Here is a 6857-nt window from a genome sequence, read left to right as displayed (position 1 = left end):
AGTAGCAAGGATGTTTTCGTTGATAGCACTTGAGATTTGTCCAAATTCATCATTGCTTTTTACTTCTATAGTAGAAACATTTTTTGTTTTATGATTGATGAAGTCAAAGAAATTTTGTAAAGATTTAAAAATTGAATTAATTTTTGCACTCACCATATATTTTATACATACATATACAATAGCTGAAATTATAATTAAAAATATAACCACAACAATAATTATAATGAATTGAAGTTGATATAAAGGTGCTAAAACTGAAGTTCTAGGAGTTGTTACAAGTATACTCCAGTAACTTGAATTTTCGAGTGTGCTAAAGGATGCTACCGATGCATAACTAGTTAAACCTGCTGAAGTAAGAAAATTATCAACCAAAATATCTCTATGTTCTTTAATTGCATTTAAAACTGGAGCTACAGAAGGAGAGTGGTTGTATTCATTGATTTTTTGTAAAATTGCATTAGGATTTGAGTGTATAACAAATCTTCCATCATCTGTAAGTAGCAATCTTAAATCTCCTTCATGAAAATTTAAAGAAGGATCAAGTAAAGTTTTAGACATCTGTGAAAGTTCTAAAGAAAAACCAATAACTCCTGCAAGGGTTCCTTTTTGATTAAAAATAGGCATTCCTAAATTAATTCCCAAAAATTCTCCATTACCATAATTAAGATGTTTAACTGAACCAAAAGTAATTTTTTGCTGTCCATTGTGTACATCGTTTTCAATTTTTTGTATTACAGGGATATTCTTGGAAAGATTTTCATTTTGTGTAAGTGTTTTAATGCCTCCATTAACCCCTGGAGTCGAATCATTATAAACAATAGATAAATTTCCATATTGAGTGTATTTTTCTTTATTTCCTGATAAAATTGAGAGATCTTTAATATACAAAAAAGCATAAGTGGTATACATACTTGAATCTAATGTTTTTTTGGTTAAATTTTCAAGTATATTAATATCGATGTTTCCATTATCATTGATAACTTGTTGTATACCAGTACCTAATGCTTTAGAGAGTAAAAAAGGTTCATTAAGTGTGGATTGCATATAATTTACATATCTTTTTGAAGCTATATCTAAAGCAATTTCTGCTTCTTTTTCCATATTTTGAGAAACTTCCCATGATATGATAGCAATCATAAAGACTAAGCTAACCATAATACTTCCAATTACTGAAAGGGTTAATTTAGTTCCGATAGATTTTAACATTGTCTTCCTTTCTTGTATATTTATTTGCGAATTATAACTATAAAATGCTTATTTTTTTCTAAAATAAAGTTATTAATTAATATTAATATTTTATTAATATTAATTAATAATTAAATTAAATAGCGTTAAAATACATTTACATCAAATTTATATTAAGGAATAGCAATGAAAAAGATTTTCATTTCTTTTGTTGTCCTAGCGACATGTTTATGGGCAAAAAATACCGCCTATACCGATGAAGTTGTATCACTTTATCTTAATAAAGATGATACTAAAGTCATAGGAAGACTTTTACCTACAAATCCTTTTGAAGTGTTAAAAAGCGAAAATAACAGAGTTTTACTAAAAATTGATGGTTATGTAAATCCTAAAGCACCTTCTGTAATTTATTTCAATGACTCTCAAAGAATTGTTATTGCAGCTTTTTCTAAAAATGCAAAATTAAATTTCTCTCAAAGAATAACTGGAAAAGATGGAAAATGGGATAAGGTAAGCCTTGAAATTTGGGGAGATAAAAAAGAATTTGTCAAAGACAATAAAGAAATGTTAAATCGAGCTAAAGAACTTTTTGTAAATAACTGCGGAATTTGTCATGCTATCCACAAAGAAAAAGAATTTACAGCTAACGCTTGGCCTGCAATTTTCCGTTCTATGGCCGATAGAACAGGTATTGATAAAAAAGACAGATGGCTAGTTATAGAATACTTACAAAAAAACGCAAAAGATTTTAAAACAAAATAAGGAGAAAGCATGCTAGATAGAAGAAAATTTTTAAAAATTGGAGCGAGCTTAAGTGCTTTACCTCTCATTCCAAGCTTAAGTGCAGGAAAAACCGTAGAGGCTTCAAAAGTTAGCCTCGGACTTGTAAAAAATGGAGAAGTGATCACCGCAGCACACTGGGGGATTTTAAAACTCACTATAAAAGATGGCAAGATAGTAAAAAGTGAACCTTGGGAAAAAGTTACAAAAATGGATAATCCTTTACAGCACTATACTGCCGATATGGTTTATAAATCTCGTGTAAAATACCCTTATGTGCGTAAATCCTACCTTGAAAATCCTGACAATCCTAAACCTGAGCTTCGTGGAAAAGACGAGTTTGTTCGTGTAAGTTATGATGAAGCGATCAAGCTTATCGCCAAAGAACTTAAAAAAACAAGAGATAACAAAGGTGCAAGTGCGATTTTTGGTGGAAGCTATGGCTGGAAATCAAGTGGAAATATGCAAAACTCACGTATCTTGCTTCATAGATTTTTAAATGTAACAGGTGGATTTGTAGGAGCTACAGGGGATTATTCTACAGGAGCTTCTCAAATGATTATGCCTTATGTTGTAGGATCGATTGAAGTTTATGAGCAGCAAACCTCATGGGAAAATATCTTAAGTGATTCTAAATATGTTGTGATTTGGGGTGCTGATCCGCTTTCTACTTTACGCATAGCTTGGACTTCAAACGAACAAAGAGGTTTGGCATACTTTGAAAAACTTAAAGACAGTAAAATCAAAGTGATTTGTATAGATCCTGTAAAAACCACTACAGCGAAATTTTTAAATGCCAAATGGATAGCTCCACGCCCAAATACCGATGCAGCTTTAATGATGGGCATGGCAAGCCATTTAATCACTAAGAAAAAAGTTAATTACGAGTTTTTAGACACTTACACTACAGGCTTTGATAAATTTAAAGACTATTTAGAAGGTAAAGAAGATGGGGTAAAAAAAGATACCAAATGGGCAAGTAAAATTTGCGGTATCGATGAAAAAACTATCAAAAATTTAGCTGAAACTTTTTATGATAATCCTACTATGATTATGAGTGGTTGGGGTATGCAAAGAGCACATCATGGCGAACAGCCTCACTGGATGTTAGTTACTCTTTGTGCGATGTTAGGACAAATCGGCACAAAAGGAGGTGGTTTTGGGCTGAGCTATCATTACAGCAATGGCGGTGTTCCAACTTGCAAAGGTGGAGTTATCGGCGGTATGATAGCAGGTAGCTTAGGGATTTGGAAAAATGGTAAATTTAAAGGTTTAGCAAAAAGAGAAACTTCAAACGAAGGCGCAGAATGGCTTCAAAATGCAGCGAGTTATTCTTTCCCTGTAGCAAGAATCGCTGATGCTTTACTTCACCCTGGAAAAACCATAGATCACAACGGCTCTAAGCTTACCTATCCTGATATTGATTTTATTTACTGGGTAGGCGGAAATCCTTTAGTACACCATCAAGATACCAACACTAATGTAAAAGCATGGAGAAAACCACGCACCGTTGTGGTAAATGAAATTTACTGGACTCCAACAGCTAAAATGGCAGATATTGTTATGCCTGTAACTTCATCTTATGAAAGAGATGATATTACCATGACAGGAGATTATTCAAATATGCATATAGCTCCTATGAAACAAGCAGTTGAGCCTGTGGGTGAAAGCAAAGATGATTATGTAATTTTCTCTGATATTTGTAAAATTTATGGAAAAGATGTCTTTAATACCTACACAGAAAATGGCAAAAAAGCTAAAGATTTTATCAAAGAATACTACAACAGTGCCTTAAAACAAACTCAGAGTTTTGGCGAAGCTTTTGCCACTCCTATGCCAAGTTTTGAAGAATTTTGGGCTAAAAACGAACCAATCACTTTTGAACCAACAGCTGAAAGTTTAGAATGGACTCGTTTTTCAGAATTTATAAAAGATCCTATCTTAAATGCTCTGGGTACAGATTCAGGGCTCATTGAAATTTACTCAGAAACGATTAAAAATTATAATTATGATGATTGCAAAGCCCATCCTACTTGGTTTGAACCGATTGAATGGCTTGGAAATGCAACCAAAGAAGCACCTTTCCACTTACTTACAAATCACCCAAGAGATCGCTTACACTCTCAACTTTGCCACACAAGCTTAAGAGATACTTATGCAATAAAAGATAGAGAGCCAATTTTAATCAATTCCAAAGATGCAAAAAAACTTGGTGTAAAAAATGGCGATGTAGTACGCGTGTTTAACAAACGCGGCGAAGTTTTAGCAGGGGCGGTTGTAAGCGATGAAATCATGCAAGGGGTTGTAAGGCTTTGTGAAGGTGCTTGGTATGATCCTGACGAAAACGGACTTTGCAAATGTGGAAATGCAAATGTTTTAACCATGGATATACCAACTTCAAAACTTGCCAATGGCAATATCTCTCACACAGGGCTCGTAAACATAGAAAAATTTAAAGGTGAACTACCAAAACTTACTGCCTTTAGTGCACCAAAAGGTGTGAACTAAATTTAAGAAAGCCGTAAGGCTTTCTATTGTCCAAGCAAATTTAAACTTAAAGCCATTATTGCCATTCCTAATATAAGTCCATATAAACTATCATGAGCCTTATCATAAGTTTTTGCAGCGGGCAAAAGCTCATCAAGAGATATAAAAACCATAATTCCTGCAATCACAGCAAAACTTATAGCTAAAGTAAGATCGCCTATAAAAGGCAATAAAATCAAAGCTCCAACAAAAGCACCCAAAGGCTCTGCAAAACCCGAAAGAGCTGAATAAATAAAAGCTTTTTTCTTATCTCCTGTAGCATGGTAAATCGGCAAACTCACAGCCAAACCTTCAGGGATATTGTGTATAGCTACAGCTATAGCTATAGCAATTCCTAAAGTAAGATTATCAAGACTCGAAATAAAAGTAGCAAAACCTTCTGGGAAATTATGTATAGCAATAGCTAAAGCTGTAAAAATCCCTGTGCGTTTTAAAGCTTTAGTATTAATTTGATGTAATTTTTCTCCAGGATGAAATTTCGGAGGATTTTGTCCTTTTTGAGGTAAGGGACAAATTTTTAACTCGCTTAAATCCTCTTTAGGCTCGTGAGGATTGACATCTTCTGGGATTAATTTATCAATCAATAAAGATATTAAAATTCCACCAAAAAAACAAGCCAATCCCAAAAGCTCAGCCCAATGCGAATCATAGTGATTTTTAAAATCTTTCAGTGCAGTGGGTAAAATTTCCATGAAAGAAATATATATCATTACTCCAGCTGAAAAACCAAGTCCTAAAGAAAGCACCCTTAAATCATCTTTTCTAGAGAAAAAGGCTATTATAGAACCTATGGCTGTAGAAAAACCTGCAAAAAGAGTCAGTAACATTGCGATAAAAATTTGTTCAAAGGTAAATTGCATTAATAATTCTTAGCTTCAATAAAATTTTAATATTTTAAATACTTATATTTATAAAAAGTTAACATATGGTAAAAATACAAAAGATATTAAAATTTTTAAGAATATTTTAAAAAATTATAAAATATTATACTAACGTTTTTTATAAATTTTTAAAAGTTAAGGAAAAATATGAATTTTCGTTCTTTAAATATAAGCACTAAGCTTATTCTATCTGTAGCTATAGGGGTAATTTTAGGTATTATCGTATTAGTTTCAACAGTTTCCATATATATTTCTGAAAATATGGAGAAAGAAGCCAAAGATTCAATATTTTTAACTTCAAAAAGATACACCAATTATATGGAAGGTATTCTAAATGAAACTGTTGCACTTACAAAAGGAACCGCAACTTCCTTAAATGATATGTTTGAACACAATAATCAAGTTGATGCTGATTTGATTGAAAGCTTAATGAAAAATTTATTTGATAGTAGTTTATATTCAGCTTATACTTTTTTGTATTTAAAAGATACTTCAGTGCTAGGGGATGCTCAAGGAATTGATAAAAGATACACAAGTTCTGATGGTAAAACTTTTGCTATGATTTATTTTGATCAAACCAATGGAAAATCTGGAGGAATAGAAACGATTCAAACGCCAAATAATTTTGGTAATTTAAAGATTATAGAGCAAGTGGAAAAAAACGCTAAATATGGAGATAAAGATAGTTTATTTGTTGGACCACCAACTAAACTTAACTACGATGGAAAAGATTTTCTAGGTATTAATTTTGGAATGCCTATTTTTAATAATAAAGGTAAATTGATTGGAGTTGCTGGATATACTTTAGATTTTTCTGAAGTTTCTGAAACCATACTTGACCCAAAATTAGATTTTTTTGAAGGGGATTTAAGATTTTTAATGACTGATAAAGGTGTTATTGCTATTCATAAAAATCATAATGCCATTTTAAAAACACTCGGTGATATAAATAAAGATCCCTCTGTGGAATTAGTCAATAATGCCGTTAAAGAACACAAAACTGTTATAATAGATGATTATGTTGCTTCAACTGGAGATTTAAGCTATGCATCCGTTTCATCTTTTAGCACTGCAAATAATTCAAGTTATTGGAGTATGGTTGTAACTGCTCCTAAAAATTCAGTTTTAGCACCTTTAAAGAAACTAGAAATTATTTTTATCGTTATTTCTTTTTTTATACTACTTGTCATATTAATTATAGTTTATGTCTGCGTTAAAAAAATACTTGGATCTAGAATTCCTGTCATTTTAAAATCTTTAGAAAATTTCTTTCGTTTTTTAAATCACAAAAAACACGAAGTTGATTTAATTTCAATCAAAGCCGATGATGAACTTGGAAAAATGAGCAAAATGATCAACGAAAACATCCTTGCTACTAAAAAAGGTTTAGAACAAGACAATCAAGCCGTTAAAGAATCAGTTCAAACCGTATCAGTTGTAGAAGGTGGTAATCTAACAGCAAGA

Annotated in this window: 3 protein-coding genes and 3 pseudogenes; 3 read left to right on the top strand and 3 right to left on the bottom strand. The window is 31.9% G+C overall.

The genetic code is table 11. The annotated features are described in order from the left end of the window. Positions 1–120: pseudogene (locus ACOTU8_RS08585) on the bottom strand (HAMP domain-containing protein); the annotation flags it as partial. Between the two features lie 444 nt (positions 121–564). Beyond that, a pseudogene (locus tag ACOTU8_RS08580) lies at positions 565–1044 on the bottom strand (hypothetical protein); the annotation flags it as partial. Positions 1045–1371: 327 nt separating this feature from the next. Between ACOTU8_RS08580 and ACOTU8_RS08575 the strand changes: the two are divergent. Both ACOTU8_RS08575 and ACOTU8_RS08570 read left to right on the top strand, forming a co-directional pair. After that, positions 1372–1947 (top strand): cytochrome C, encoded by a 576-nt coding sequence (locus ACOTU8_RS08575; protein WP_422342534.1) that lies wholly within the window; start codon positions 1372–1374, stop codon positions 1945–1947. A 9-nt stretch (positions 1948–1956) separates the two neighbouring features. After that, entirely contained in the window at positions 1957–4473 is a 2517-nt protein-coding gene (locus tag ACOTU8_RS08570; protein WP_422342533.1) for a molybdopterin guanine dinucleotide-containing S/N-oxide reductase, read from the top strand. 23 nt (positions 4474–4496) lie between these two features. On the opposite strand, the gene zupT is transcribed toward ACOTU8_RS08570, so the two are convergent. Next, the gene (gene zupT / locus ACOTU8_RS08565) at positions 4497–5372 is read right to left on the bottom strand and encodes a zinc transporter ZupT (RefSeq protein WP_002861047.1); all 876 of its coding nucleotides are present in this window, start codon (positions 5370–5372) and stop codon (positions 4497–4499) included. Between the two features lie 168 nt (positions 5373–5540). Between zupT and ACOTU8_RS08560 the strand changes: the two are divergent. Continuing rightward, positions 5541–6857 (top strand): annotated as a pseudogene (locus tag ACOTU8_RS08560) (methyl-accepting chemotaxis protein); the annotation flags it as partial.

The organism is Campylobacter jejuni, from assembly GCF_049221745.1.
GTDB classification, from domain to species: Bacteria; Campylobacterota; Campylobacteria; order Campylobacterales; family Campylobacteraceae; genus Campylobacter_D; species Campylobacter_D jejuni_E.
This window is presented reverse-complemented; position numbering and strand designations above follow the sequence as displayed.